Raw genomic sequence first — 24,647 nt, 5'->3', positions numbered from 1 at the left:
CGGTTGCGATGGAAATGGGAAACGGCGCCTTCGGGCGCCGTTCCTCGTTTCAGCGTCTGAGATCGCGCAGCATGACGTAGCCGCGCAGAAGGGCCGGCTTCAGCGCGGGCACACGCTCCGCAAGGTTCCGGCCGGCCCGAACGAGCAGATGGCCCTGCCGCATGGATCCGGCGCGGTTCTTCACCCGCCCGACCACCTCGGCAAAGAAGTTCGTCTCGCGCAAGGCATCCCAGTAATGCCGGGCCAGCGGGACCGGCAGCGCGTTCCAGGGTTTGTAATCCCCGGCGGCATAATGGATCAGCTTCGGAGCCTTCCGGGCCGCCATGGCGCGCGTGTGGTTCGCGGCCGGCACACGATCGTACCCCGCGACGATCGTATTGAAGACGTTCCACTCGTCCGGAAGGATGTGGAGGTCGTCCTTGAAGTGCATGTTCAGGATGTCTTGATCGCGGAACAGGTAGCGTCCTTCCCGCGCGCGGGCGAAGAGCGTCCGCCCCGTCGCTTCCACGTCCATCGCGCGGAAGTCGAACAGGAGAAGCCCCGCATTGATGTAGCGCGCGATCTGGTCGTCGGTCAGCCCCAGAACCTCGCGCTGATAGGTGCCCAGGTCGGGCACCTCCGGGTCGATCGTCGGCGTCTCCCCCGTCAGCGTGCGCGTCATGATGTGGTCCATCACCGCGCCGAGCGGCTTGCCGCCCATGTCGGTGTCGTAGATCTCGCAGATGTCGCCCAGCACGATCATGTCGACGTCGAGATAGAGCAGCCGGTCCAGTCCCGGCAGCAGCTCGAAGAGGAGGAAACGGTTGTAGGTCGCGTTGGACGGCGCGCGCGTTGCGGAGCGATAGCTCTCGGCGAAGGTGTCGCCCGCATTGAGCTCGTGGAAACGCACGTTCGGATGTACGTCGAGGCCCTCCATCAACATCGACATCGGCGCAGGCCGGATGTCGGTATGCAGGAAGAACAGGTTGATCCGGCGCGACGGGTCGGCCCGCGACAGGACGGAATGCAGCATCGCCGCCGTATGCGGCAGGTAGAACCGGTCGGCCGAGAAGGCGATGTTTACGTCCTCGGGCGCGTTGCAGCTGTTGTCGGTGATGTAGGGCACGAACAGCGCCCGCGACGTGTTGACGATGTTCACCTCGCGCACGCGGATCTCGGGCCGGGTGCGTTGCAGGTGGCGCAGGTAGACGCCGAGCAGGCGCTCCGCGATGAAGCCGAGGTAGCGGACCTGGAAAGGCGAGTAGTTCGAACGGTCGATGTCGCGCGCCTCGATCCGTCCGAGGATATCGAAGAGCCATTCGCAATAGGGCTCGAAGATCGCACGGCGCATCAGGAACATGTTGCCGAGGCGAATCGTGTAGCCTTCCGCGTCGGTCTCGAAGTCCTCGCGGAATTCCGGGTAGTGCTCCGTGATAATCTCGCGCAGCACGTCGAAATCGACGGCGGCGTGGCCGTGGCGATAGTTCTCCTCGACCGTGCGCCCCATCTCGTGCAGCTTCGGCACGACGATGTCGAAATCCCCGCCGTCGCGCTCCAGCCATGCGCCGGTCCGCCGCGCCCAGTCCCGGCTGTTGAAGCGGTCCACGAAGAGTTCCGCCTGCGACCCCTCGAAGGTGCCGGCGACGTCGAGCATCCGGCGGTAGTGCATCAGCCCGATCCGGTCGCTTTCCCGGTCGTTCTTCCACGCCCAGTAAAGCGCGGTCAGTTCGCAATACCCGGCATTCTTGGCCGAGATGTTGTCGCCCGTGTCATCCCCGATCATGTCGCGCAGCGGAGCCGCGGACGTCGCGCGGCCCACGTGGATCGGCACGACGAAGGGCGCATCGATCATGGGCGCGGTCTTGTGGAAGGCGGCGTAGAGGCTGGTTTTATCGGACAAGCTGGAGTTCCTGGACAATGCTGGCGCGTCGACGTCGTCGCCTCTATCCAGCGGAGCCGCCTCCGTCAACGAAGCGTCCGGCGGGGACTTGAACCCCGGCGCCGGGCCGGTCCATCTGGCGGCCGGGAGGCGCGATGAACGATTTGCTGGCCGGTTTGGGCGAGGCCTTGCGCCTGATCCTCACGCTCGACGCGGAACTCATCGAGATCACGCTCCGGTCGCTGCGCGTGACCCTGTCGGCCCTCGCGGTCGCCTGCGCGATCGGCTTGCCGCTCGGCGGGGCGCTCGCCGTCTGGCGCTTCCGCCAACGCCGCTTCGTCATCGCCACGATGAACGCGCTGATCGCGCTGCCCCCCGTCGTCGTGGGCCTCGTCGTGTACCTGCTGCTGTCGCGCTCCGGACCGCTGGGCGTGCTTGGGCTTCTGTTCACGCCCGCGGCGATGATCGTGGCGCAGGTCGTCATCATCACCCCGCTCGTCGCCTCGATCGCCCATCAGGCGCTGCGCGACCTCTGGGCGGTCTACCACGACCTGCTGATCTCCATGAACGCGACGCGGTGGCAGCGCATCGCCACTCTTCTGATCGACGGGCGCCGCGCCCTGCTCACGGCGGCGCTCGCGGGCTTCGGGCGCGCCATCGGCGAGGTCGGCGCGATCATGATCGTGGGCGGCAACATCGACGGCGCCACGCGGGTGCTCACCACGGCCATCGCGCTGGAAACCGGGCGGGGCGACTTCGCGCTTGCCATCGGGCTCGGGGTCGTCCTCATCGGCCTGTCCCTCACGGTCAGCTGGGCCAGCCACTGGATCATGCGCACGGAACGGCGGGGCACGTGGTGACGGCCCTCCCCCTGCGCCTTTCGGGCGCCACGCTCGCCCGGCGGGGCAAGCGGCTCGTGGGGCCGGTCGACCTCGAGATCGGCGCCGGCAGCATCACCGCGGTGATCGGGCCGAACGGGTCGGGCAAGACCTCGCTCCTGCGCATGATGCACGGGCTGCAACGGCCCGCTTCCGGCCGGGTCGAGTGGTCCCTGCCGGACACACAGGCCCGCACGCGGCAGGCCTATGTCTTCCAGCAGCCGATCGCGCTGCGTCGGACGGTTCTGGCCAACCTCGCGTATCCCCTTCGCCTGCGCGGCCTGCCCCGCGCGGAGGCGCACGCCCGGGCCGAGGCGCAGGCGGCGCGGTTCGACCTTTCCGACAAGCTCGCGCAATCCGCGCCCTCCCTCTCGGGGGGCGAGATGCAGCGCCTCGCCCTCGCCCGCGCGCTCGTCACCGCGCCGGAGATCCTCTTCGCGGACGAGCCCTGCGCCGCGCTCGATGGGCGCGCGATGCGGGAGATCGAGACGCGGCTGATCGGGGCATCCGCGCGAACACGGCTCATAATCGCCACCCATGACATGGGACAGGCGCGCCGGATTGCATCCGACGTCATCTTCCTCTTGCATGGCCGCGTGCATGAAACCGGGCCGGTCGAAACATTTTTCGCGTCGCCCCAGACCCCCGAGGCCCGCGCCTTCCTGAAGGGAGACATCGTCGAATGATTCGCATCCTCGCCGCGCTCGCGGTCGCGCTCGTCCTGCCCACCCTCGGCCATGCCGAGACGATGCGCATGGCAGCCACGACCTCGTTCCAGAATTCGGGCCTCGCCGAGACCCTCCTGCCGGAGATCGAGATCGACACGGGCATCGAGGTCGAACTCGTCGTCGTCGGCACCGGACAGGCGCTGCGCCTGGGGGAGGCAGGCGACGTCGACGCCGTTCTCGTCCATTCGCGTCCCGACGAGGAGGCCTTCGTCGAGGCCGGCCATGCCACGCACCGGCGGGAGATCATGTACAACGACTTCATCATCGTCGGCCCCGAGGAGGATCCGGCCAGCGTCCAGGGCTCCGCCTCCGCCGCAGACGCGATGGCCCGCATCGCGGAAACGGAAGCGCCCTTCGTGAGCCGCGGCGACGACAGCGGCACCCACAAGGCGGAGCTCGCGCTCTGGAACGCCGCGGGCGTCGAGCCGGAGGGCGGCTGGTACCGCCCTGTCGGCGCCGGCATGGGCGCGGCGCTCAACACGGCGGCCGGCATGGGCGCCTACGTCCTGTCGGACCGGGCGAGCTGGCTCAACTTCGGCAATCAGGAGGGCATGGCCGTCGATTACGAGGGCGACCCCGCGATGTTCAACCAGTACGCCTACCTGCCGGTGAACCCCCAGGCCCATCCAAGCGTGAAGGGCGATCTCGCCGCGCAGCTCGAGGACTGGCTCGTCTCGGAACGCGCCCGGACGCTGATCGACAGCTACCGTATCATGGGCGAGCAGGTGTTCTTCTTCAACGCCGAGGAGGAGAACTAGACCGCTTCTTCCTGACCGGAATACGCATCCGCCCCCGCGGCGCGCGTCATTCGTCGCCGTGGACCGCCACCTGCGCAAGCTCGGCGTCGCGCGGCGCGAGGATGCGGAACACCTCGCGCACCCCGGCCTCGCCCAGCTCGCGCGCGACGATCATCACCCGGTTCGGCTCCACCCCCTCGCAAAGATCGGCCATCGCGTCGATCTCCTGCATCGCGACCGGCCAGGCGGCGGCGCGGTCGGGCGCACCGTGCACCGTAACGAAGTGATCGGCCAGCGCCGCGATCAGCGCCTCGCGCTCGGTCGGCTCGATCCGTGTGACGGCCACGAAGGTGACGCGGCCGAAGGTCTCGAGCCCCAGCCACCCGTTCGCGAAGGCCTGCCGCGCCTTGCCGACAAGGTCGCCCTCCGTCCAGTTCGAGAATTCGAACCCGCCGGAGATGCACCATTCCCCGGTCCGCGCGGGAACGTGGAAGACGTTGCGGTCGCTTTCGTCGAAATGGATGGCACGGGCGAGGTTCACGGCAGCTCCAGAAGATCGGTAAGCGGGTCCAGTCTCGTCGCCCCGCCCGCCCGGCGCAAGCGCCCGAACCTTTCGTCGAGGCCGAGATAGGTCGCATCCTTCGCCTCGACCTCCCAGGCGGCGGCCTCGCGTTCGGCGTGCAGCGCGCGCGGATCATCCTCCCACTCGGCGAGGCGGTGCATCAAATGCCGCGCCCAGCTTTCCAGAAGCGCGTCCGCGGTCACCTCGCCGCACCCCTCCTGCCAAAGGGCCGTCTCCGTCGCGCCCGAGGGCAGGAATTGGAGGGTCACGTGGACGAGGAGCCAGTCGGGCACCGCGTCGGTCCCCCGTGCTTCCGCGACCGGAGTGACGCGTCCCGCCCCGCCGCCGTTCACGAGCAGCCGCCCGTCCCAGGCGAGGTGGACCGGCAGCTCGGACGGCCCGATCGCCCCCAGCGCGTCGCGGAGCGCCACGGCGCAGAGCGGCAGCATCTGCATGGCGCGGTCGAGCGGCACGTCGGGGGCGAAGACCACCGCCGCCTCGAGCGCGTCGCCGGCCCGCCAGAAGATCGTCCCGCCGTCGCAGCCGGCCCGCGCCGCCGCCACCGCCGCAGCCCGTGGATCGTCCGCCGCCACGCCGCGGAGGAGCGGCGGGAAGTCAGGCATGGCCGTCCGTCACCAGCCGGCGGGCAAGCGCGCGGAACGACGCCGCCTCCGGCCCCTGCGGCTTCGAAGCGACGACCGGCGCGCCGCCATCGGCCGCGACTCGGATCGACAGGTGAAGCGGGATCTCCGCCAGAAGCGGCACGCCCAGCTTCGCCGCCTCCACCGTCACGCCACCATGTCCGAAGATATGCTCCTCGTGGCCGCAATTGGAGCAGACATGCGTGGACATGTTCTCGACCATGCCCACGACCGGCACGTTCATCTGCCGGAACATGTCGATCCCCTTGCGCGCGTCGATGAGGGCCACGTCTTGCGGCGTCGAGATCACGATGGCGCCGTCCACCCGGAACTTCTGGGCGAGCGTCATCTGCACGTCGCCCGTGCCAGGCGGCAGGTCCACCAGCAGCACGTCGAGCGCGCCCCACTGGACCTGATTCATCATCTGCTGCAGGGCGCCCATCAGCATCGGGCCGCGCCAGACGACCGCCTGATCCTCGTTCGTCATCAGGCCCATCGACATCATGGTGACGCCGTGGTTGCGCAGCGGCAGGATCGTCTTGCCATCGGGCGAGGCCGGCCGGCCCGACACGCCCAGCATGCGCGGCTGGCTTGGTCCGTAGACGTCCGCGTCGAGAAGCCCCACGCGCCGCCCCTCGGCCGCCAGCGCCACGGCGAGGTTCGCGGTCAGCGTCGACTTGCCCACCCCACCCTTTCCGCTGGCGATGGCAAGGATGCGATCCACGCCCGGGACCGGTTGCGGCCCCGCGGGCTCGGCCGGCCGCCGGGGCGTCAGCTCGGGCGGCGCCGTCTCGTTATGCGCGGTCAGCAGGACGCTCGCCTTCAGCACGCCCGGCAGCGCGGCGAGCGCCGCTTCCGCCTCGGCGCGGACCGGCTCCATCGCCCTTCCCCGGCTCGGCGGAACCTCCATGACGAAGCGCACCGCGCCCTCGGCCACGGAGAGCGCACGGACGAGGCCGGCCGAGACGAGGTCCGTTCCTTCCGGCGTTCGCACCTCCTTCAGCGTCGCGAGGACCTCCTCGCGCGTCGGTCCGCTCATTCGGGGCTGCCGTTGATCGTGCCGGTGATGACGTGCTCGAGGTCGAGCCCGTCGACCGTCAGCACCACCTTCGCCTGGAACGGTCCGGCGCGGCCGCTCTCGCGCGCGGCCTTCTCGATCTCCTGCTGGGAGGTCACGCCGACCTGCTTGAGGAACTTGCGCATCGACATGTTGAAATCGTCGGCCATGATCGTCTCCTAGTTGAGGTAGTCTTCGGCGGTGCGCGGCCGCAATCGGGGGGCGGCGGCGAAGGGGCTGTCGGTGGAATGCGCCATCGCGTTCACCCGGCAGGTATCGCACATGCGGATCATCCGCGCCTTCTCCGCTCCGAAGGCCGGATGGCGGTCGGCCAGCATCCCGGCGATCCGCTCGATGGTGGAGGCGACGCCGAAGGGCTTGCCGCATTCGACGCAGAGCGCCGGCTCCTCCGCGTTCAGCACGCGCGGCGAGAGCGCATCGGGAGACAGGTCGAGCCGCGGCTCGAGCGCGATGGCATCCTCAGGGCAGATATTGGCGCAGAGGCCGCATTGCAGGCACGCATCCTCGACGAACCGCACTTCCGGCCGGTCGGGATTGTCGAGAAGCGCGCCCGAGGGGCAGAGCGATACGCAGGACAGGCAGAGCGTGCAGGCGTCGCGATCCAGCAGAACGGCGCCGTATGGCGCGCCCTCGGGCAGCGGCAGGACCGGCGCCCCGTCGTGAAGCGCCGCGGCCGCCACGCGCGTGACCTGACGGCGGGTCCCGAGCGGCAGGATGGGCTCGGCCACGGCGGACGGCACCGGGGCGCGGGTCTCCGCCTCGAGCGCGTCGGGCTCGGTCGCGTCGAGAAGGCGCACGGCCTCCCGGCCGGCGAGCGCGTTGGCGAGCGCGATCTGCGCCAGCAACGGATCGCGCTCCGTCCGCGGTCCCGGCAGGATGTCGACCCGTGCGAAGCCCGCGCCCAATGCCGCCATGGACTCGGCATGGCCGAAGGCCGCGAGGGCCGGCAGTTCCAGCGGCACGGCATGGGCCGGAAGGCCACGCCCGTGACGGGCGGCGAGCGCGATCATCTCCCGCCCGTGCTCGTCGTGGACGAGGAGCGTCGGGTCGGCGGCGCGGTCCCGATAGGTCCGCGCCAGCACCTCGATCCGGCGGAACGTGTCCTCGACCGGCGGCGCGTCGTAGGTGATGGCGCTGGAGGGGCAGACGGAGGCGCAGGCGCCGCAGCCGGCGCAGACCATGGGATCGACGGTCACGTGCTCCCCCGCCGGCAAGATCGCCCCGGTCGGGCAAAGGTCGAGGCAGCGGGTGCAGCCCGTCTGCTCGGCCCGCGAATGGGCGCAGAGCGACGGCTCGACACGCACATGCAGCGTCTTCTCGAACGTTCCGACGAGTTGCGACGCGGCCAGCACCGCATCCGCGACCGCCTGCGGGCGACCGGGATCGGGGCGCAGGTAGCCGTCGCGCTTGTGATGCGCGGGAAAGAGCGGGGTGCCGCCCGAAAGGTCGAGGATCACGTCGCACCGCGTCCGGGCGCCGTCGCGGGGCGCCCCGAAAACGATCTCGCGGCCCGCCGGGTCGATCTGCCGCAGCCCATCGAGCGTCAGCTCGAACCCGCCGCTGGCCCGGCGGATGCGGCCGGAAACGGCCTCGACGCCCCGTTCCTCGGGCGCCTCGGCCCCTTCGGGCAGCAGAACGGTGACGGCCAGGATGTCTTTCAGGCGGAGCGCCGCCGCCATCGCGACGTCTTCCGGCCCGACAACGAGGCAGAGCCCTTCGGAAGCGACGTCGATCATCGGTGTATCCGGAACCGGCAACGCCGCCTCGGCCAGGAGCGCGGCCTGCTTGGCGGTCGGATCGCCGTCGTCGGTCCAGCCCGCCCGGTCGCGGATGTCGACGAAGCGCGGCGCGCCGACGCCCCCCTCCGCCGCGAGCGCCGTGAGACGCGCCGCCTCCTGTTCGCAGGCCATCAACGTGTCGGGCGCGGCGAAGGCTTCGGCCACGACCTCGGGCGCGGCGCAGCACAGCGCCGAATGAACGCGGTCGCAGCTCCGCCCGGACGCCGAGGCGAGGGCCTCAGCCCGGACGTCCTGCGTTCCGGCACAGCTACACAAGACGAGACGTCCGGCCATGGTGGTCCCTCCTGGAAGATCGGAGGCAGATGCACATGCACGCGCCCCGGTTGCAAGCGTCGCGCGCTTTTTCGCTTCGCCTCCGGGGCGGAATGCGGCAATCTGCGCCGATGCATGATGCCGCCCCCAAGATCGCCGAGATGCCCGTCGGTGTCCTGATCCGCCGCAGTCCCGGCGTGACCCGCTGGATGTCCGAGGTCTGGACGCTGGCCGGAATCGTTCCGCATGCCGGACCGGCGCAATGGAAGCCGGTCTTCCGCGACGGGCCGGTCGAGGAGTTCCACGCCACGACGCTGGTGCTGCAGCTTCACCGCAAGGATACCGACAGCCTGATCCAGAATCTGACGGCGCAGGTCCCTTCTGTCTGGGTCGCGCTGCACGGCCCGGGCCGGCCGCACGCGACGCATGTGACGGCCTCCCCCTTCGAGGCGAGCTTCCACGAGGTCGACGCCGAGGATCGGGTGGAGAAGGTGGCGATGCCCGGGGGCATGATCGAATGGGTAGAGGCTTTCGTGGCCCTCCACCACGTGGACGAGCCCTTCGTGAAGCGGCAGCGCGACCGGCGACGCGAGGGCGCGGCGCAGGACGGCGTGGGCGATCCGCGCATCGCGCAGGAGGCCGATGTCTGGCGCAACCCGCAATCGCTCCGGTCCCGCAAATGAGCGACTTCTGGTCCCGCCGCAGGCAAGCCGTCGAGGCCGAGGAACGCGCCGCCCGCGAGGCGGAGGCGGGGGCCGCGGATGCGGAAGCCCTGCGCGCGGAGCAGGCGGAGCTGGACGATCTACCCGACGCGGAGATTCTCGCGCGGCTCAATCTGCCCGACCCGGACGGCGTCGTTTCCGGCGACGACGTTTCCGTGTTCCTCCGCCGGATCGTGCCGCAACACATCCGCAACCGCGCCCTGCGGGCACTATGGCGGTCGAACCCGGTTCTGGCCAACCTGGACGGGCTCAACGATTACGACGGGGATTTCACCGGCGACGGCCTCAACGGCGCGCCGCTGAGAACGAGCTACGAAGTCGGCCGGGGCCTCGCCGCGCATGTGCGCAAGCTCGCCCAAGCGGATTCCGACGAAAAGAATCAGGAAAATGTGCCGCAAGATCAGACGGAAATAGAACTTGCCGATGACCCGGCGAACGTGGAATCTAGCACCTCGGAAGACGGAGCGCGGCAGGACGTATCCGCGCCTGTGGAGCCATCGAGGCGGATGCGCTTCACGTTCGAGGAGGACAGGGAGACATGAACGCCACCGCGCCCCTGCCGCATGACGGTCCGTCGGAGGAGGATCGGCTGCGGGCGGACCTCTACAATTATCTTGGTCTCGTCCTCGCCCGACCGATGGATGCGATGACACTGGAGCAGACCGCCGCGCTGTCCGGGGACGGCACGCCGCTCGGCCGTGCAATCTCCGGGCTCGCGCAGGTCGCCCGCCGCGCCGATCCGAAGACGGTCCGTCGCGAATACGACGCGCTCTTTATCGGGCTCGGCCGCGGGGAGCTCCTGCCCTATGCGAGCTATTACCTGACGGGCTTCCTGAACGAAAAGCCGCTCGCGGCTCTGCGCCGGGACTTCGCCCGCCTCGGGCTCGCACGGGCCGAGACGGTGTTCGAGCCGGAGGACGGCATCGCCTCGCTGATGGAGGTGATGGGCGCGATCATCGTCGGCCGCTTCGGCGCGCCGGTCGCCATGTCGCAACAGCGCGACTTCTGGGCACGGCATGTCGGCCCCTGGGCCGGGCACTTCCTCAACGACCTCGCGACATCGAAGGGTGGCCGGGTCTATGCCGCGGTCGGCGCGGTCGGACGTGAATTCATGAACATCGAACGCGAGGCGTTCCGGCTCGCGGCCGCCTGAGCGCCGCGCCTTCTGGAGGATCCGATGATGACCGAGACGAAAGACAAGAGCCGCCGCAATTTCCTGAAGCTCGCCGCCACCGCGCCGGCCGCCGCGGCCGCCGCCAGCGTCGCGGGAACGGAGGAGGCCCAGGCGGCGCCCCGGTCGGAGACCGGCCTCGCGGATACCGAGCAGACCCGCGCCTATTACGCCAGCGCACGTTTCTGAGGGAGGGAACGAGATGCTTCGCAGAAAGACCACGGACGCCCCCCGCAGCGGCGGCACCGGCCTGATCGACCGCGTGGCGCGGCACGGCGTCGACCGTCGCGCCTTCCTGCGCGGTTCGGGCCTCGCCATCGGCGGGCTTGCCGCCATCGGCGCGACCGGCGGCACGGTCGCCAGGGCCCAGCAGGCCGAATACCCCGTGGACGAGGGCGTCACCAAGGTGAAGTCGGTCTGCACGCATTGCTCCGTCGGCTGCACCGTGATCGCCGAGGTCCAGAACGGCGTCTGGTTCGGGCAGGAACCGGGCTACGAATCGCCGTTCAACATGGGTGCGCATTGCGCCAAGGGCGCCTCGGTCCGCGAGCACGCCCACGGCGAGCGGCGGCTGAAATACCCGATGAAGAAGGTCGGCGGCGTGTGGGAGCGGATCTCCTGGGCGCAGGCGATCGACGAGGTCGGCGACCGGCTGCTCGAGATCAAGCAGGAATCGGGGCCCGATTCCGTGTACTGGCTGGGTTCGGCCAAGCACAGCAACGAGCAGGCCTACCTGTTCCGCAAGTTCGCCGCCTACTGGGGCACCAACAACGTCGACCATCAGGCGCGCATCTGCCACTCGACCACCGTGGCGGGCGTGGCGAACACATGGGGCTACGGCGCCATGACCAACAGCTACAACGACATCCTGAACTCCAAGGCGATCTTCATCATCGGCGGCAATCCGGCCGAGGCGCATCCCGTCTCGCTGCTGCACATCCTCAAGTCGAAGGAGGAGAACGCCGCGCCGCTGATCGTCTGCGATCCGCGCTTCACGCGCACGGCCGCGCATGCCGACGAATACGTGCGCTTCCGGCCGGGCACCGACGTGGCGCTGGTCTGGGGCCTTCTGTGGCACATTTTCGAGAACGGGTGGGAGGACGAGGAGTTCATCCGCACCCGTGTCTGGGGTATGGACCGCATCCGCGAGGAGGTCGCCCGCTGGACCCCCGAGGAAGTGGAGCGCGTCACTGGCGCCTCTTCCGCACAGCTTGCACGCGTCGCGCGCACGCTGGCCGAAAACCGACCGGGCACCGTGATCTGGTGCATGGGCGGCACGCAGCACACCAACGGCAACAACAACACCCGTGCCTATTGCATCCTGCAGCTCGCGCTGGGGAACATGGGCGTGGCCGGCGGCGGCACCAACATCTTCCGCGGCCACGACAACGTGCAGGGCGCGACCGACTTGGGCGTGCTCGCTGACACGCTGCCCGGCTATTACGGTCTGACCGACGGCGCCTGGGCGCACTGGGCCCGCGTCTGGGAAGAGGATCTGGACTGGCTCAAGGGCAACTTCGACGTCATGGAAGGGGCCGGTCCCGACGGCGCCGACATGCCGATGATCAACGAGACCGGTATCCCGGTCAGCCGCTGGATCGACGGCGTACTGGAGGATGCCGAGAATCTCGATCAGCCGAACCGCACCCGCGCGATGATCTTCTGGGGCCACGCTCCCAACAGCCAGACGCGCATGAAGGAAATGAAGACCGCGATGGAGGATCTCGACCTTCTCGTGGTGGTCGACCCCTACCCGACGCTGACGGCGGCGATGAACGACCGCACCGACGGCGTCTACCTCCTGCCGGCGGCCACGCAGTTCGAGACCTACGGCTCCGTCACGGCGTCGAACCGCTCCCTGCAATGGCGCGAGAAGATCGTGGAGCCGCTCTTCGAGAGCCTGCCCGACCATACGATCATGGCCAAGTTCGCAGTGAAGTTCGGCTTCGCGGACCGCATCTTCCGCAACATCGAGGTCAACGGCGACGAGCCGTTGATCGAGGATCTAGTGCGCGAATACAATCGCGGCATGTGGACGATCGGCTATACCGGACAATCGCCGGAGCGGATGCGGACGCATATGCAGAACCAGCATACGTTCGACCGCAAGACCCTGCGCGCCGTCGGCGGGCCGGCGGACGGCGACTTCTACGGCCTGCCCTGGCCGACCTGGGGTACGCCGGAGATGAACCATCCGGGCACCGCGAACCTCTACGACATGTCGATGCCGGTGGCCGAGGGCGGACTGACCTTCCGCGCCCGCTTCGGCGTGGAGCGCGACGGCGAGAACCTCCTGGCCGAGGGCGTCGCCACGCCCGGCTCGGAGATCGAGGACGGCTATCCCGAGTTCACCATGCAGATGTTGCAGGATCTCGGCTGGGACGCCGACCTGACGCCCTACGAGCGCGCGATGATCGAATGGGTCTCGGGCTTTCGCGACACGCGGCCCGGCACGCCGGAGGTCGGCGAAGTGGAGTTCCAGGGCGAACGGCCGACCGACTACAACGAGCAGGTGGGCGGCGTGAACTGGAAGACCGACCTGTCGGGCGGCATCCAGCGGGTCGCCATCGCGCATGGTTGCGCCCCGTTCGGCAATGCCAAGGCGCGCGCCGTGGTCTGGACCTTCCCCGATCCGGTGCCGCTGCACCGCGAGCCGCTCTACACGCCGCGCCGTGATCTGGTGGCGGAATACGGCACCTACGACGACAAGAAGTTCTGGCGTGTGCCGACGCGCTACGCGTCCATCCAGCAGCAGGACTTCAGTCAGGAGTATCCGATCATCCTCACCTCCGGCCGGCTGGTCGAATACGAGGGCGGCGGCGACGAGACGCGGTCGAACCCGTGGCTCGCCGAGCTGCAGCAGGAGATGTTCGTCGAGATCAATCCCCGCGACGCCGGCAATCTGGGCATCACCGAGGGGGCGAATGTCTGGGTCGAGGGGCCGGAAGGCGGGCGCATCATCGTCAAGGCGATGGTGACTCCGCGCGTTGGCGAGGGGGTGGCTTTCATGCCGTTCCATTTCGGGGGCATCTTCGAGGGACGCGATCTGCGGGAGAACTACCCGGAAGGGGCGGACCCGATCGTCCTGGGCGAATCCACGAACACGGCGCAGACCTACGGCTACGACTCGGTCACCCAGATGCAGGAGACCAAGACCACGCTGTGCAAGATTACCGCGGCGTAAAGGAGCAACATCATGGCAAGAGCGAAATTCCTCTGCGACGCCGAGCGCTGCATCGAGTGCAATGCCTGCGTTACCGCCTGCAAGAACGAGCACGAAGTCCCCTGGGGCATCAATCGCCGCAAGGTCGTGACCATCCAGGACGGCGAGCCGGGCGAGCGGTCGATCTCGGTCGCCTGCATGCACTGCTCCGATCCGCCCTGCATGGCCGTCTGCCCGACCGACTGCTTCTACCAGACGGCGGACGGGATCGTGCTGCATTCCAAGGATCTTTGCATCGGGTGCGGCTACTGCTTCTACGCCTGCCCGTTCGGCGCGCCGCAATATCCGACCGCCGGCAACTTTGGCTCACGCGGCAAGATGGACAAATGCACCTTCTGCGCGGGCGGCCCGGAGGAGACCTTCTCCGAGGCGGAGTTCGTGAAGTACGGCCGCAACCGCATCGCCGAGGGCAAGCTGCCGATCTGCGCCGAGATGTGTTCGACCAAGGCTCTACTCGCGGGCGATGCCGACACGGTATCGGAGATATACCGCGAGCGCGTCGTGGCGCGCGGCTTCGGCTCCGGCGCCTGGGGCTGGGGCACCGCCTACGGTGAAACGCCGACGCAGGCCGAATTTTGACGAGCCGGCCGCCCTCGGGCGGCCGGACCTGACCGACCGGGGAACCGAACGATGATCCGAGCCCTGCTCCTCCTTTTCACCCTCGCATTCGCCGTTCCGGCGGCGGCGCAGGACAGCGATTTCGTTCCGGCCGGCACCCAGACGGTCGAGGACATCATGGCGCGCCAACGGGCGCTGGCCGATGGCGACGAGAGCGTCCGGGCCGTACGCGACCGGCAAGGCGGGCCGGACGAGGCTGTGGCGGACGGTATCGGCCTCACCGCCGACGGCACGATGGGGCAGACAAATGATTGGTCGGACCCCGGCATCTGGCGCGGTGTGCGCTACGACGATCTCGACATGCGCTCCCAGATCCGCGGCCCGGCGGCGACCACTCTGATCCAGACGGGCGGCATGGAATGGCTCGAACGCCGGGCTGGACCGCTGCGCGTCTGGGGCGGTGGCCTGCTGTTCTTCACGCTTGTCGCGCTCGGCATCTTCTTCCTCCTGCGTGGTCGCATCCGTATCGACGGACCGCGTACGGGCCGCACCCTGGTCCGCTTCCGCGTCTACGAGCGGTTCGCGCACTGGCTCCTTGCGGGCAGCTTCCTCGCGCTCGCCGTCACGGGTCTGCTCGTCCTGTTCGGACGCATCGCGATCATTCCGATCTTCGGCCACGAGGTCTGGGGGCCTGTCGCGATCGTTACGAAGTGGGTCCACAACAACATCAGCTGGGCCTTCATGCTCGCCCTGGTGATGGTGTTCGTGCTGTGGGTCCTCCAGAACATCCCCGACCGGAGCGACTGGCAATGGCTCAAGCGGGCCGGTGGCATCTTCGGCGGCGGGCATGTGCCGGCCAAGAAGTTCAACGCGGGTCAGAAGGCGATCTTCTGGGCTGTCATCATCCTTGGCGCATCGCTCAGCGTATCGGGCCTGTCGCTCCTGTTTCCGTTCGAGATGCCGCTCTTCGCCTCCACCTTCACCCATCTGAACGACTGGGGCATCGGTGGGCTGTTCGGCGGGCTACCGACCGATCTCGCGCCGCAGGAGGAGATGCAGCTCTCGCAACTCTGGCACGGGATCGTGGCCTTCGTCATGATCGCGATCATCTTCGCCCATATCTATCTCGGCTCGATCGGGATGGAGGGCGCCTACGACGCGATGGGCAAGGGCCGCGTCGAGGAGCAGTGGGCGCGGGAGCATCATTCGATCTGGGCCGACAAGGTGATGGCGGAACGCGACGACCCGCGACGCAAGCAGACCGGTTCGCCCGACGCGAACCCGACACCGGCGGAGTGACCCGATGAAGACCATGCTCAGCGCCTTTGCCGTCGCGATCCTGATCGCCTTCGCCGCGCAATACACGTTCGACGCCCTGCCCTTCAGTTCCGCCGAGCGGCAATCCGCGGAGAATGTGCGCCTCGACTGACCCCGCCGCCATCGGGCGATGGCGGCGATGCCAAGGGTCGATCGGATCCGGGTTCAGCGTCCCATTCGATCCGGTGTTGCCCCCATCCTCTTCGGACGGGGGCCGAGTCGCGTCCCGCTGTCGTAATCAACCGCCTGCGCCGGTCAGCTCGTCTTGCGGTCGTCCACAATCGTCATTTGCGCCAGACCGCTTTCGCCCAGATCGACCGACGCGAAGGGGCCGCCGTGACACATCTGCGCCGGATCGGTCGGATCGGAGCGCTCGCCCGTGGCGAGGATCGTGTCCGCGAACTGCTCCGCATTGTCCTTCGGCCTGTATCCCAGATAGGACGCGGCGGAATTGTCCACCGGCGTCCGGTCGTTGCCGGAAACGCCGTAGACCACGGAGAAACCCACTGTCGGCGTGTCGATCGCGCGCGTCACGAGCTGGATCAGGTCGTCGTAGCTGAGCCACGTGCCGAGCGCGCGGGGCGACGTGACCTGCGCGCAGGAGAGGATGCGCAGGTGGACGGATTCGAGTCCCCGCTTTTCCCAGTACATCCGCCCGAGATCCTCGGCGAAGCACTTGGCAAGGCCGTAGAACGTGTCGGGCCGGTGCGGCACGTCGGTGCCGATATGCTCCTGCCGGGGATACATGCCGACGGCGTGGATGGAGGACGCGTAGACGACCCGGCGCAGCTTGTGCCGGTGCGCCGCCTCCCAGACGTTGTAGGCGCCGACGAAGTTCGGCCCGAGCAGCGTCTCGAACGGCGCCTCGTCGACGATGGCGCCGAAATGGACGACCATGTCCGCCCCTTCGAGGAGGGCGTGGATCTGGTCGTACTCGGCCAGATCGGCCCGCACGTAGCGCTCGCCGTCGTAGAGCTTGCCGATATCCTCGGCGATGTCGGAGGAGATCAGTTCGTCGCAGAGCCGGACGAGCGGCTCCCGAAGGTAGGAGCCGAGGCGGCCGGCCGCGCCGGTGAGGACGATCTTCATATTGTGTTCCCTTCCTGAAACAAGGCGGTCCCGCCCAGGCGGCGACCAAGCCGGTATCGATGTGCGACAGGCCCGGCGGCCGGGTTAACGCATCTCAGCCCCGTTCGCGACCCGCGAGGATCTCCGCGATCTCCTGGTCCTCGAGCCCGTGCTGCGCCCGCGCGTAATCCGCGCTGATGTAGCCCAGCGCCAGATCGCGGGCGATGGCCGCGCGGTCGCGCGCCGCGGGGTCGCCGTAGCCCGCGCCCCCGGGAAAGGCCATGCGCACGATCCGGCCGTGCGGCACGAACTGGCGTCCCTTGCCGCGCATCGGCACGCCGTCGTCGCGCGCGATGATCGTGGGCGCGCCGGACTGCCCGCCGCGGCGGCCCCGCGCGGGATGATCGACGCGGTCGAGCATGGCGGAGATGTCGAACTCGTGCCCCTCCCGCGCGCCCACGTCCATGAACTGCCCGAGCCCGCCGCGCTGCCGGCCCGCGCCGCCGGAATCGGGGCGCAGCTCTTTGCGCCAGATCAGCACGGGGCCGACCTGCTCGGTCGCCTCGACCGGCATGGTCATCACGCCCGAGGGGAACGCGGTCGCGTTCATCCCGTCGAGCGTCGGCCGCGCGCCCGACCCGCCGGAATTGAAGGTCAGCACCTCGGCCCGCCGGGCGCCGTCCGGCGCGGCCGCATCGGTGCGCGGCCGCAGGCTGACCTGGAAGTTGCAGAGACTGCCCGCCCCTTCCGCCGGCACGAGGTCCGGCAGCAACCGGTCGAGCGCGTCGTAGACCGTGTCGGGAACCATGTGCCCGATGACGTGACGCAGCGCGACCGGAGCGGGGTGGCGCGCGTTGACGATGGTGTTCTCCGGCGCGGTGATCTCGAAGGGCTCGAGCGAGGCGGCGTTGTTCGGGATCTCCGGCGCGATGGCGCATTTGAGCGCGTAGCAGGAATAGGCCTTGGTATAGACCAGTGGCACGTTGATGCCCTTCGGGTCCGGCCCGCTCGTCCCCGACCAGTCCGACAGGATGCGGTCGGCCTCGATCGTGACCTTCACGCGCAGATCGATCGGCGTCGAATAGCCGTCGATCCGCATGTGACCTTCGGCCGAGCCGGGCGGCAGCGCCGCGATCCGCTCGAGCGTGGCGCGTCGCGAATTGGTCAGGATGAAGTCGGAGATGCCGGCGAGGTCCGCGAGGCCGAACTCCCGCATCATCTCGATGAGGCGGCGATGGCCGATCTCGTTGCAGGTGGCGAGCGCGTAGAGGTCGCCGACGAGCTGATCCGGCTCGCGTACATTGCCGCGGACGATGGCGAGGAGGGTCCGGTCCACCTCACCCCTCGTGGCGAAGCGCATGATCGGGATGTAGAGCCCTTCCTCGTAGACGGAGTTCGCGTCCACGCCGAAACCGCGCCCGCCGACATCGGTGACATGCGCGGTGCAGGCGAAGAAGCCGATCAGGCGCCCCTCATGGAAAGACGGCGAGACGACGGTGATGTCGTGCAGGTGCCCCGTGCCCTCCCACGGGTCGTTGGTCAGGTAGACGTCGCCCTCCTCCATCGTATCCCGGCCGATGCGCCGGATAAAATGGCCCACCGCGTCCGCCATCGCGTTGACGTGGCCCGGCGTGCCGGTGACCGCCTGTGCGAGCATCCGCCCGGACGCGTCGTAGACGCCGGCGGACAGGTCGCCCGCCTCGCGCACGGAGGTGGAGAAGGCGGTGCGGACGAGCGCCTGCGCCTGCTCCTCCACGATGGAGATCATGCGGTTCCACATGACCTGATGCGCCACCTGACTGCGTTCGGGTTTCGCGGCGTTCATCGGGCAGTCTCCTTCGTACGGACGTCCAAGGTCCCGTCGGAATGGGCGAAGACCTCCCGGCTTCTCGGGACGATCACGGTGGTCTCGGCCTCGGTCACGACGGCGGGGCCCTGCGCGGCCCGGCCCGGTGCCATGTCGCGGCGCGCGACGATGGCTGCCTGCGTCCGGGTTCCGCTGGCAGGGTCGAAGAGGTCGCGGCGGCCGCCCGAGGCCGCGTCGCCAGCCGGAGCAACCTCCCCGAGTCGTTCGGCAATGGCGGCGTCGGTGTGGGCGTTGACCGACCAGACGACGATCTCGACCTCCATGCCTGCGACCGGACGCCCGAAAAGTGTGGTGTAGTCCGCCTCGAAGAGGTCGAGAAAGGTCGCGGCATCGGGCGCGGCGGCCTGTTCGGGGGTAAGCGCGACGGGGATCTCCCAGCCCTGCCCCGAATAGCGCATGTAGACCTTGTGGTCGGACCGGATCTCCACCGCAGCGTCGCAGGAGCGCACGAAGGCCGTCGCTTCCGACTCCATCTCCGCGAAGAGGGTGCGGACGAAACCGGCGTCGAACTCCGACATCCGCATGAAGACGGAGCGGTTCGCCTCGAAGCTGAACGGCGCGCGCAGGAAGCCGATGGCGGAGCCCACGCCCGCGCCCTCCGGCACGAGGCAGCGGTCGATGCCCAGTTTTTCGCAAAGCCTTGCGGCATGGAGGGGGGCGGCGCCGCCGAAGGCGATCATCGTGTAGTCCGACAGGTCTTCGCCGTTCTCGACCGCGTGGACGCGGGCGGCATTGGCCATGTTCTCGTCCACGACCTCGGCGAGACCCCACGCGGCCTCGGTGGCGTCCATGCCGAGCCTGTCGCCGATCGCCGCGTCGAGCGCCGCACGACTGGCGTCCGGGTCGAGCGGGATCGAGCCGCCGGCGAAGTTGCCGGGATCGAGCTTGCCCAGCACCAGATCGGCATCCGTCACCGCCGGCCGGTCGCCGCCCCGGCCGTAGCAGGCCGGGCCGGGCTCGGACCCGGCGCTTTCGGGGCCCACGCGGATCTGGCCCATGCTGTCGACATGGGCGAGCGAGCCGCCGCCAGCGCCGATCTCCACCATGTCGATGACGGGGATGGAGATCGGCATGCCCGACCCCTTCTTGAACCGGTAGGTCCGAGCCACCTCGAAGACGCGCGCTGTCTTGGGCATGCCGCCCCGAATGAGGCAGATCTTCGCGGTCGTTCCGCCCATGTCGAAGGACAGCACGCGGTCGAGCCCGTGCCGCGCCGCGATGTCGGCCGCGAAGATCGCGCCCCCCGCGGGACCGGATTCGACGAGCCGGACGGGGAATTCCGCCGCGCTCTCGAGCGACATGATTCCGCCGCCGGAATGCATCAGGAAGACCGGGCACCCGGCCCCCTCGGCGGCCAGCCGGGCCCTCAACCGACCGAGATAGGACTTCATCAGCGGCTTGATGTAGGCGTTGGCGATCGTCGTGTTGAAGCGCTCGTATTCGCGCATCTGCGGCGAGACCTCCGAGGAGATCGACACCATCGCGTCCGGCATCCGCTCGGCCAGCACCTCCGCGATCAGCCGCTCGTGCGCGTCGTTGACGTAGGAATGCAGAAGGCCCACGGCGACACTCTCGTAGCCGGCCCGGGCGAGCTCATCCACGAGCGCCTCGACCGCGCCCCGGTCGAGCGGGATCAGCACGCCGCCCTGCGCGTCCATGCGTTCCGCGACGGTGTAGCGGCGATTTCGCGGCAGGAGGGGCTCCGGCAGCGTGAGGTTGAGGTCGTATTGCTCGAACCGGCTCTCGGTCCGCATCTCGATCACGTCGCGGAAGCCCTGGGTCGTGATGAGCGCGGTCCTGGCCCCCCGCCGCTCGATCAGGGCGTTCGTGGCGAGCGTCGTTCCGTGGATGATCTGCGAGATCGCGCCCGCCGCGACGCCCGCCTCGGCGCAGACCCGATGCAACCCCTCGATGATCGCGTCCTCCGGCGCGGCATAGGTCGTCAGCACCTTGGTCGAGGCGCGACCGCCCGGGTGTTCCAGCACGACGTCGGTGAAGGTGCCGCCGATATCGACGCCGAGGCGGATCGGGGGTGGGGGCATGCGCAGATCTCCGAATGGTGTCGCCGCACGCTACGCGCGCCGAAAGAGAACGTCCATTTTTGTCCTGCAAGGATGACGTCCGCCTGGCCGATCCCGGCCCGCTGGCGAGCGCGATCACCGTTTCCACGGCTTTCGGGCCTGCCGAAGGACGGAGACCCGGTTAGGATGGCCGCGTCGTCGGATCGGGAGGGACGGAGCTTGGACGATCGCGGGCCTGCCGGGCATTTCGGAGCACCCCGTCATGGGCAGGGGCCAATGCGCGGCCCCGAGGAAGCGCTGGCGTTCTTCGACGGACTCGAACCCGTCGAGCTCGGGACGATGCGGGGAACATGGCGCGGAACCGGCTTTCCGAGCGGGCATCCTCTCGACGGGTGTCTGGAACGGTTCGGCTGGTTCGGGAAGCGGTTCGACTCGGGGGAAGATGTCTTTCCGCTGCTCTTCACCTCCTCGACCGGTCGGGTCGTCGCCATCGCGCCCGGGCTTCTGCCGTTCGGGTTCGCGCTGCGGCTCGGCCTGCTGCGAAGCCGCGTGGGGGCCGCGTCGTTCCGCGTGGCGCTCGGCCTCCTCGCCACCCGGCGCCCCTCGGCCCGATTGCGGAGGGTCGAATATCGGGGGGTCTGCACAGCCGCGATGGTCTACGACGCCTTGCCGATCATCGACGCGTTCCGCCGCGTGGACGACGACAGGGTGATCGGCGCCATGGATTACCGCGGCTTCGAGCGGCCCTTCCTTTTCCGGCTGGAACGATGCCGATCATGACGGGGGGCGGACCCGATCCGTCCAGGCGATCGACAGGGTGCCGGAAACAGCGATGCGAGACAGGGAATTGCAAGTGACCGGAAGCAGCCCAAGGGCACTTTTCCGGATAATGGTCGGGCAGAGAGGATTCGAACCTCCGACCCCCTGCTCCCGAAGCAGGTGCGCTACCAGGCTGCGCCACTGCCCGACCGTGGGGCGGCACATATCGGCCCCGCTCAGGCGAGGCAAGGGTCTATCGGCATGCGTCGTGCCCCGTGAAGGACGCAAGCCGTCGCTAATGGCCGGACTTGAGGTAGCGCATCGGCACCGCGCGTTCCTCGGCCGAGAGCATCCGGCCGATCCGCGGCGTCGTGCCCGTCTCGGGGCGCGACCGGGTCCGCAGGACGGGAGCGTTCTCCGACCGGCCGCGCCCTTCGCGGAAAACGATATAGAGGCCGCTGGCGATGATGATCCCGGCGCCGAGCCCCGTGCCCCCGTCGATCGTCTCGCCGAAGACGAGCCAGCCGTAGAGCGCGGCCCAGAGGATCTGGCTGTACTGCATCGGCGCGACGAGCACGGCTTCCGTCCGGCGATAGGCCTCGATCAACGTGAGGCCGGCCAGAAAGGCGAGGCCGGCCATCATCGCCCAAAGCCCCAGATCGCCGAGGGGGATCGGCTGATAGACGAAGGGCAGCAGGATGCCCATGACCGTGAAGTTGGCCATCATCGGGTAGAGAAGCAGCACCGCCGAGCGTTCCTCCCGCCCGATCTTGCGGACGATGACCGAGGACAGCGCGCTGCAGGCCGCCGCGGTCAGCGCGCCGAAATGGCCGGGCCCCAGATCGACGTTTCCGGGCCGGAGCACGACGAGAACGCCCGCGAGCCCGACAAGGACCGCGCCCCAGCGATGCGGGCCCACGCTTTCCCCGAGGATCGGGATCGACAGGACGGTGATGATCAGCGGCGCGGCGAAGATGATGGCATAGACCTGCGCGAGCGGCAGGACGGAGAACGCGTAGAACGCGCCCGCCCCGGTCAGCACGGCGGACAGCGTCCGGATCGCGCTCCACCAGGGGTGGACGGGCTTCAGCGTGCGCGCCTCGTTGTCGCGCAGCAGCATGAAGATAACGAGGGGAAAGGACAGGATGACGCCGAAGAAGACGATCTGCACGACCGCGTAACGGCTGCCCAGCAGTTTGATGGCGATGTCGTGGGTCGAGAAGAACCCGTAGGCCGCCAGTCCCAAAAGAATGCCGGACAGGGGGGAAGTTCGTTCCGACATCGCCGTCTCCGTTCGCTTGGCGTGCCCCTCCCCCGACGAGCCGCCGTCCGGGTGTCAGGCCGCGGCGTCGAGCGCGGCCAGGATCGCGTCGCCCATTTCCGCCGTCGAGATCGGCGTGCCGCCCTCCGGCCCCATCAGGTCCGCCGTGCGGTGCCCCTGCGCCAGCACGTCCTGCACCGCGCCCTCGAGCAGATCGGCCGCCGCGCCTTCGCCGAAGGAGTAGCGCAGCGCCATCGCGAAGCTCAGGACGCAGGCGATCGGGTTGGCGAGGCCCTGCCCGGCGATGTCGGGCGCGGAGCCGTGGACGGGCTCGTAAAGCGCCTTCGGGCGACCGTTCGCCATCGGCAGGCCGAGGCTCGCCGAGGGCAGCATGCCGAGCGAGCCGGTCAGCATCGCCGCGAGGTCGGACAGCATGTCTCCGAACAGGTTGTCGGTGACGATCACGTCGAACTGCTTGGGCCAGCGGGTGAGCTGCATCGCGCCCGCATCGGCATACATGTGGCTCAACTCGACATCGGGGTACTCGGCGTCGTGGATCTCCTGCACCACGTCGCGCCAGAGGACACCGGATTCCATCACGTTGGCCTTCTCCATCGAGCATACCTTGTTCGACCGCTTCCGCGCCAGCTCGAAGGCGGAGCGGGCGACGCGGGCGATCTCGGACTCGGTGTAGCGCTGCGTGTTGATGCCGACGCGCTCGTTGCCCTCCTTCACGATGCCCCGGGGCTCGCCGAAATAGACGCCGCTCGTCAGCTCGCGCACGATCATGATGTCGAGTCCGGCGACGACGTCGCGCTTGAGGGAGGAGAAGTCCGCGAGCGCGTCGAAGCACTGCGCGGGCCGCAGGTTCGCGAAGAGGTCCATCTCCTTGCGGAGCCGGAGCAGACCGCGTTCGGGCTTGAGCGAGAAGTCGAGTTTGTCGTAGGCCGGGCCGCCGACCGCGCCGAGCAGGACCGCGTCCACCTCCTGCGCCTTCGCCATGGTCGCGTCCGATAGCGGCGCGCCGTGGGCGTCGTAGGCCGCGCCACCCACCAGATCCTCGCTCACATCAAAGGCCAGGTCGCGGTTCGCCCCGAACCAGTCGATCACCCGGCGCACCTCCGCCATCACTTCGGGGCCGATGCCGTCGCCCGGCAGGATCAGAAGGGAGGGGGTCGCCATGTCGCAGTGCCTTTCGATGGAAACGCAGCCGGGGTAGTCCCCCGCCCCGATGTCGTCAAGGAACCACGAGGTCGACCCAGACGAGCCGGCCGCTGCCCGCATCCTCCGCCGCCGTGGCGAGCGGATCGTCCGGGCCGGGTCGCAGGATGCCGGCGTCGGCCACGGTCAGCGCCCGCGGCGGCAGAACGTAGTCGACGCGCATCGGCCCCACGCTGTCCCATATGGCGGTCGCTGTTGTGCCGTCCGGCGCCGCCGGCCCGGGGTCCTGAAGCCGGGGATGCGCGAGCAGGGCGTCGATCGCCTCGCGTCTCCCCTCGCCCCGCCCGGGGTCGAGATTGGCCCGGCCCAGCACAAGCGGCATCTCCGCCGCCGCCGCGAGATCCGCGACGAGGGCAAGCTCGTCGCGGTTGCGCAGGCCGTTGCGATCCTCCGGGCCGTCGAAGACCGGAGTGCCCGCCGCCATCGTCACCAGCGTCATTTCGGTGCTGCCGACCGTAACGGGCACGGTCCATTGCGCCGTCGTCGCCAGCGGGACCACGTCCCGCGCCGCGTCCGGCAACACGCCGACGGCGTCCGAGCGCGCCGACCAGAGCATGCCGGACAGGTCGCGCGGCGCTCCGAGCGGCCGGTTGGACAGGAGCAACAGTCCGCTGTCGCCGGTGAACCATCCGTAGCCCAGCGCGTCCCGGGGGCCGTGGGCATCGCCGTCGCCGTCGAGGTCGATCCCCGAAGGCGCCCCGGAATTGGGCCGCAGCGCGACCGCGTGGGGATAGGACAGCCCGCGCTCGGCCAACGCGGCCACGAGGGCCGCGGCGCCGCGCCGCTCGTGATCCCAGTCCACGTCGAGAAGCAGCAGGATATCCGCGTCGGCGGCGGCGATGACGGCGAGGGCGGCCTCCGCCTGTTCGTCCCCGGTGACGAGGTCACGCAGCATCACGCCCGGCCCCTTGCGCCCGAGGCCGGTA

Annotated in this window: 24 protein-coding genes and 1 tRNA gene; 12 read left to right on the top strand and 13 right to left on the bottom strand. The window is 69.1% G+C overall.

Annotated elements, in window-relative coordinates; translation table 11 throughout:
- Positions 1–49: 49 nt before the first annotated feature.
- Positions 50–1,879, bottom strand: coding sequence for a DUF4422 domain-containing protein (locus Q1B08_RS10755; protein ID WP_299818145.1), 1,830 nt, complete (start codon positions 1,877–1,879; stop codon positions 50–52).
- Positions 1,880–2,013: 134 nt separating this feature from the next.
- On the opposite strand from Q1B08_RS10755, the gene Q1B08_RS10750 reads away from it, so the two are divergent.
- Genes Q1B08_RS10750 through Q1B08_RS10740 form a run of 3 tightly spaced genes read left to right on the top strand, consistent with a single transcriptional unit; the run spans position 2,014 to position 4,222 of the window.
- Positions 2,014–2,718: an ABC transporter permease gene (locus tag Q1B08_RS10750; protein WP_299818142.1), complete on the top strand. Its 705-nt coding sequence runs from the start codon at positions 2,014–2,016 to the stop codon at positions 2,716–2,718.
- A complete protein-coding gene (locus Q1B08_RS10745; protein ID WP_299818139.1) occupies positions 2,712–3,422 on the top strand; it encodes an ATP-binding cassette domain-containing protein in 711 nt (236 codons plus the stop codon). Before Q1B08_RS10750 ends, Q1B08_RS10745 begins: the two co-directional genes overlap by 7 nt.
- Positions 3,419–4,222 carry a substrate-binding domain-containing protein gene (locus Q1B08_RS10740; protein ID WP_299818133.1) on the top strand — a complete coding sequence of 268 codons (804 nt, stop codon included), beginning with the start codon at positions 3,419–3,421 and terminating at the stop codon, positions 4,220–4,222. Before Q1B08_RS10745 ends, Q1B08_RS10740 begins: the two co-directional genes overlap by 4 nt.
- Positions 4,223–4,268: 46 nt before the next feature.
- Here Q1B08_RS10740 and Q1B08_RS10735 read toward each other — a convergent pair whose 3' ends face one another.
- From Q1B08_RS10735 to Q1B08_RS10715, 5 genes are read right to left on the bottom strand one after another with little or no spacing between them, the layout of a single operon-like run.
- On the bottom strand, positions 4,269–4,742 hold the full coding sequence (locus Q1B08_RS10735; RefSeq protein WP_299818130.1) for a DUF6505 family protein: 474 nt from the start codon (positions 4,740–4,742) through the stop codon (positions 4,269–4,271).
- Positions 4,739–5,386 carry a biotin/lipoate--protein ligase family protein gene (locus tag Q1B08_RS10730; protein WP_299818127.1) on the bottom strand — a complete coding sequence of 216 codons (648 nt, stop codon included), beginning with the start codon at positions 5,384–5,386 and terminating at the stop codon, positions 4,739–4,741. The genes Q1B08_RS10735 and Q1B08_RS10730 overlap by 4 nt, the downstream gene beginning before the upstream one ends.
- Entirely contained in the window at positions 5,379–6,443 is a 1,065-nt protein-coding gene (locus Q1B08_RS10725) for an Mrp/NBP35 family ATP-binding protein (RefSeq protein ID WP_299818124.1), read from the bottom strand. The genes Q1B08_RS10730 and Q1B08_RS10725 overlap by 8 nt, the downstream gene beginning before the upstream one ends.
- Positions 6,440–6,631 (bottom strand): DUF6494 family protein, encoded by a 192-nt coding sequence (locus Q1B08_RS10720; protein WP_299818121.1) that lies wholly within the window; start codon positions 6,629–6,631, stop codon positions 6,440–6,442. The genes Q1B08_RS10725 and Q1B08_RS10720 overlap by 4 nt, the downstream gene beginning before the upstream one ends.
- A gap of 9 nt (positions 6,632–6,640) precedes the next feature.
- Complete coding sequence (locus tag Q1B08_RS10715; protein WP_299818118.1) at positions 6,641–8,554, bottom strand: 4Fe-4S binding protein; 1,914 nt, start codon at positions 8,552–8,554, stop codon at positions 6,641–6,643.
- A gap of 110 nt (positions 8,555–8,664) precedes the next feature.
- On the opposite strand from Q1B08_RS10715, the gene Q1B08_RS10710 reads away from it, so the two are divergent.
- Genes Q1B08_RS10710 through Q1B08_RS10675 form a run of 8 tightly spaced genes read left to right on the top strand, consistent with a single transcriptional unit; the run spans position 8,665 to position 15,636 of the window.
- On the top strand, positions 8,665–9,216 hold the full coding sequence (locus tag Q1B08_RS10710; RefSeq protein ID WP_299818116.1) for a DUF3305 domain-containing protein: 552 nt from the start codon (positions 8,665–8,667) through the stop codon (positions 9,214–9,216).
- Complete coding sequence (locus Q1B08_RS10705) at positions 9,213–9,797, top strand: DUF3306 domain-containing protein (RefSeq protein ID WP_299818113.1); 585 nt, start codon at positions 9,213–9,215, stop codon at positions 9,795–9,797. The genes Q1B08_RS10710 and Q1B08_RS10705 overlap by 4 nt, the downstream gene beginning before the upstream one ends.
- A complete protein-coding gene (locus Q1B08_RS10700) occupies positions 9,794–10,408 on the top strand; it encodes a molecular chaperone TorD family protein (protein ID WP_299818110.1) in 615 nt (204 codons plus the stop codon). Before Q1B08_RS10705 ends, Q1B08_RS10700 begins: the two co-directional genes overlap by 4 nt.
- Before the next feature lie 27 nt (positions 10,409–10,435).
- Positions 10,436–10,615 carry a twin-arginine translocation signal domain-containing protein gene (locus Q1B08_RS10695; RefSeq protein WP_299818107.1) on the top strand — a complete coding sequence of 60 codons (180 nt, stop codon included), beginning with the start codon at positions 10,436–10,438 and terminating at the stop codon, positions 10,613–10,615.
- A 13-nt stretch (positions 10,616–10,628) separates the two neighbouring features.
- Positions 10,629–13,610, top strand: a complete 2,982-nt coding sequence (locus Q1B08_RS10690) for a formate dehydrogenase subunit alpha (protein WP_299818104.1) — start codon at positions 10,629–10,631, stop codon at positions 13,608–13,610.
- A 12-nt stretch (positions 13,611–13,622) separates the two neighbouring features.
- Positions 13,623–14,228, top strand: coding sequence for a formate dehydrogenase FDH3 subunit beta (fdh3B, locus tag Q1B08_RS10685; RefSeq protein WP_299818101.1), 606 nt, complete (start codon positions 13,623–13,625; stop codon positions 14,226–14,228).
- 51 nt (positions 14,229–14,279) lie between these two features.
- Complete coding sequence (locus Q1B08_RS10680) at positions 14,280–15,506, top strand: formate dehydrogenase subunit gamma (protein ID WP_299818099.1); 1,227 nt, start codon at positions 14,280–14,282, stop codon at positions 15,504–15,506.
- 4 nt (positions 15,507–15,510) lie between these two features.
- The gene (locus Q1B08_RS10675; protein ID WP_299818096.1) at positions 15,511–15,636 is read left to right on the top strand and encodes a hypothetical protein; all 126 of its coding nucleotides are present in this window, start codon (positions 15,511–15,513) and stop codon (positions 15,634–15,636) included.
- Between the two features lie 143 nt (positions 15,637–15,779).
- Here the strand turns inward: Q1B08_RS10675 and Q1B08_RS10670 are convergent, their stop codons facing one another.
- The 3 genes from Q1B08_RS10670 to Q1B08_RS10660 all read right to left on the bottom strand — a co-directional run bounded on the left by Q1B08_RS10670 (position 15,780) and on the right by Q1B08_RS10660 (position 20,501).
- A complete protein-coding gene (locus Q1B08_RS10670) occupies positions 15,780–16,613 on the bottom strand; it encodes an NAD(P)-dependent oxidoreductase (protein WP_299818094.1) in 834 nt (277 codons plus the stop codon).
- A gap of 94 nt (positions 16,614–16,707) precedes the next feature.
- On the bottom strand, positions 16,708–18,417 hold the full coding sequence (locus Q1B08_RS10665; protein ID WP_299818091.1) for a hydantoinase B/oxoprolinase family protein: 1,710 nt from the start codon (positions 18,415–18,417) through the stop codon (positions 16,708–16,710).
- On the bottom strand, positions 18,414–20,501 hold the full coding sequence (locus Q1B08_RS10660) for a hydantoinase/oxoprolinase family protein (RefSeq protein WP_299818088.1): 2,088 nt from the start codon (positions 20,499–20,501) through the stop codon (positions 18,414–18,416). The genes Q1B08_RS10665 and Q1B08_RS10660 overlap by 4 nt, the downstream gene beginning before the upstream one ends.
- A gap of 255 nt (positions 20,502–20,756) precedes the next feature.
- Here Q1B08_RS10660 and Q1B08_RS10655 point away from each other — a divergent pair, with 255 nt between their 5' ends.
- Positions 20,757–21,260 (top strand): DUF4334 domain-containing protein, encoded by a 504-nt coding sequence (locus Q1B08_RS10655; RefSeq protein WP_299818085.1) that lies wholly within the window; start codon positions 20,757–20,759, stop codon positions 21,258–21,260.
- 110 nt (positions 21,261–21,370) lie between these two features.
- Here the strand turns inward: Q1B08_RS10655 and Q1B08_RS10650 are convergent.
- The 4 genes from Q1B08_RS10650 to Q1B08_RS10635 all read right to left on the bottom strand — a co-directional run bounded on the left by Q1B08_RS10650 (position 21,371) and on the right by Q1B08_RS10635 (position 24,616).
- Positions 21,371–21,447, bottom strand: a tRNA-Pro gene (locus Q1B08_RS10650).
- Positions 21,448–21,534: 87 nt separating this feature from the next.
- Entirely contained in the window at positions 21,535–22,521 is a 987-nt protein-coding gene (locus tag Q1B08_RS10645; protein WP_299818078.1) for a DMT family transporter, read from the bottom strand.
- Positions 22,522–22,575: 54 nt separating this feature from the next.
- A complete protein-coding gene (gene leuB / locus Q1B08_RS10640) occupies positions 22,576–23,682 on the bottom strand; it encodes a 3-isopropylmalate dehydrogenase (protein ID WP_299818076.1) in 1,107 nt (368 codons plus the stop codon).
- Between the two features lie 55 nt (positions 23,683–23,737).
- Positions 23,738–24,616: an endonuclease/exonuclease/phosphatase family protein gene (locus Q1B08_RS10635; RefSeq protein WP_299818074.1), complete on the bottom strand. Its 879-nt coding sequence runs from the start codon at positions 24,614–24,616 to the stop codon at positions 23,738–23,740.
- Positions 24,617–24,647: the final 31 nt, after the last annotated feature.

Origin of the sequence: uncultured Jannaschia sp., from assembly GCF_947494025.1 — a bacterium.
Taxonomy (GTDB): Bacteria; Pseudomonadota; Alphaproteobacteria; order Rhodobacterales; family Rhodobacteraceae; genus Jannaschia.
Note: the sequence above shows the minus strand (reverse complement) of the source record. Positions and strands in the feature narration are given on the sequence as shown.

Bases quoted from the DNA above. Each gene is read 5' to 3' on its own strand.
- Q1B08_RS10750 (WP_299818142.1), top strand. From the start codon at position 2,014: ATGAACGATTTGCTGGCCGGTTTGGGCGAGGCCTTGCGCCTGATCCTC.
- Q1B08_RS10740 (WP_299818133.1), top strand. From the start codon at position 3,419: ATGATTCGCATCCTCGCCGCGCTCGCGGTCGCGCTCGTCCTGCCCACC.
- Q1B08_RS10730 (WP_299818127.1), bottom strand. From the start codon at position 5,386: ATGCCTGACTTCCCGCCGCTCCTCCGCGGCGTGGCGGCGGACGATCCA.
- Q1B08_RS10725 (WP_299818124.1), bottom strand. From the start codon at position 6,443: ATGAGCGGACCGACGCGCGAGGAGGTCCTCGCGACGCTGAAGGAGGTG.
- Q1B08_RS10720 (WP_299818121.1), bottom strand. From the start codon at position 6,631: ATGGCCGACGATTTCAACATGTCGATGCGCAAGTTCCTCAAGCAGGTC.
- Q1B08_RS10715 (WP_299818118.1), bottom strand. From the start codon at position 8,554: ATGGCCGGACGTCTCGTCTTGTGTAGCTGTGCCGGAACGCAGGACGTC.
- Q1B08_RS10710 (WP_299818116.1), top strand. From the start codon at position 8,665: ATGCATGATGCCGCCCCCAAGATCGCCGAGATGCCCGTCGGTGTCCTG.
- Q1B08_RS10705 (WP_299818113.1), top strand. From the start codon at position 9,213: ATGAGCGACTTCTGGTCCCGCCGCAGGCAAGCCGTCGAGGCCGAGGAA.
- Q1B08_RS10700 (WP_299818110.1), top strand. From the start codon at position 9,794: ATGAACGCCACCGCGCCCCTGCCGCATGACGGTCCGTCGGAGGAGGAT.
- Q1B08_RS10695 (WP_299818107.1), top strand. From the start codon at position 10,436: ATGACCGAGACGAAAGACAAGAGCCGCCGCAATTTCCTGAAGCTCGCC.
- Q1B08_RS10690 (WP_299818104.1), top strand. From the start codon at position 10,629: ATGCTTCGCAGAAAGACCACGGACGCCCCCCGCAGCGGCGGCACCGGC.
- fdh3B (WP_299818101.1), top strand. From the start codon at position 13,623: ATGGCAAGAGCGAAATTCCTCTGCGACGCCGAGCGCTGCATCGAGTGC.
- Q1B08_RS10680 (WP_299818099.1), top strand. From the start codon at position 14,280: ATGATCCGAGCCCTGCTCCTCCTTTTCACCCTCGCATTCGCCGTTCCG.
- Q1B08_RS10675 (WP_299818096.1), top strand. From the start codon at position 15,511: ATGAAGACCATGCTCAGCGCCTTTGCCGTCGCGATCCTGATCGCCTTC.
- Q1B08_RS10670 (WP_299818094.1), bottom strand. From the start codon at position 16,613: ATGAAGATCGTCCTCACCGGCGCGGCCGGCCGCCTCGGCTCCTACCTT.
- Q1B08_RS10665 (WP_299818091.1), bottom strand. From the start codon at position 18,417: ATGAACGCCGCGAAACCCGAACGCAGTCAGGTGGCGCATCAGGTCATG.
- Q1B08_RS10660 (WP_299818088.1), bottom strand. From the start codon at position 20,501: ATGCCCCCACCCCCGATCCGCCTCGGCGTCGATATCGGCGGCACCTTC.
- Q1B08_RS10655 (WP_299818085.1), top strand. From the start codon at position 20,757: ATGCGCGGCCCCGAGGAAGCGCTGGCGTTCTTCGACGGACTCGAACCC.
- Q1B08_RS10645 (WP_299818078.1), bottom strand. From the start codon at position 22,521: ATGTCGGAACGAACTTCCCCCCTGTCCGGCATTCTTTTGGGACTGGCG.
- leuB (WP_299818076.1), bottom strand. From the start codon at position 23,682: ATGGCGACCCCCTCCCTTCTGATCCTGCCGGGCGACGGCATCGGCCCC.
- Q1B08_RS10635 (WP_299818074.1), bottom strand. From the start codon at position 24,616: ATGCTGCGTGACCTCGTCACCGGGGACGAACAGGCGGAGGCCGCCCTC.